General features: G+C 45.0%; 1 protein-coding gene. It reads right to left on the minus strand.

The genetic code is table 11. The annotated features are described in order from the left end of the window. Window positions 1–179: 179 nt before the first annotated feature. The coding region (locus PUR71_RS40915; protein ID WP_329924380.1) for a hypothetical protein at window positions 180–391 on the minus strand (212 nt) is incomplete at its 5' end.

Here is a 391-nt window from a genome sequence, read left to right on the forward strand (position 1 = left end):
CAGCCCCCCCCCCCCCCACACACACCCACCCCCACCATCCCCAACCCTCTCTACATTTCTTTATTTTTTTTTTTTTTTTTTTTTTTTTTTTTTTTTTTTTTTTTTTTTTTTTTTTTTTTTTTTTTTTTCTTTTTTTTTTTTTTTTTATTTATTTTTAAGTGCACTCCTCCACCCGCCCCCTAACAAACCCCCACAACCCCCACCCCCACCACCCCCCCACACCCCAACACACCCCCCCCCCCCAACCCAAAAACAAAAAAAAAAAAAAAAAAAAAAAAAAAAAAAAAAAAAAAAAATAAAAACAAAAAAAAAAAAAAAAAAACAGGGGGGGGGGGGGGGGGGGGGGGGGGGGGGGGGGGGGGGGGGGGGGGGGGGGGGGGGGGGGGGGGGG

This window comes from Streptomyces sp. SP17BM10 (genome assembly GCF_036322405.1).
GTDB lineage: Bacteria > Actinomycetota > Actinomycetes > Streptomycetales > Streptomycetaceae > Kitasatospora.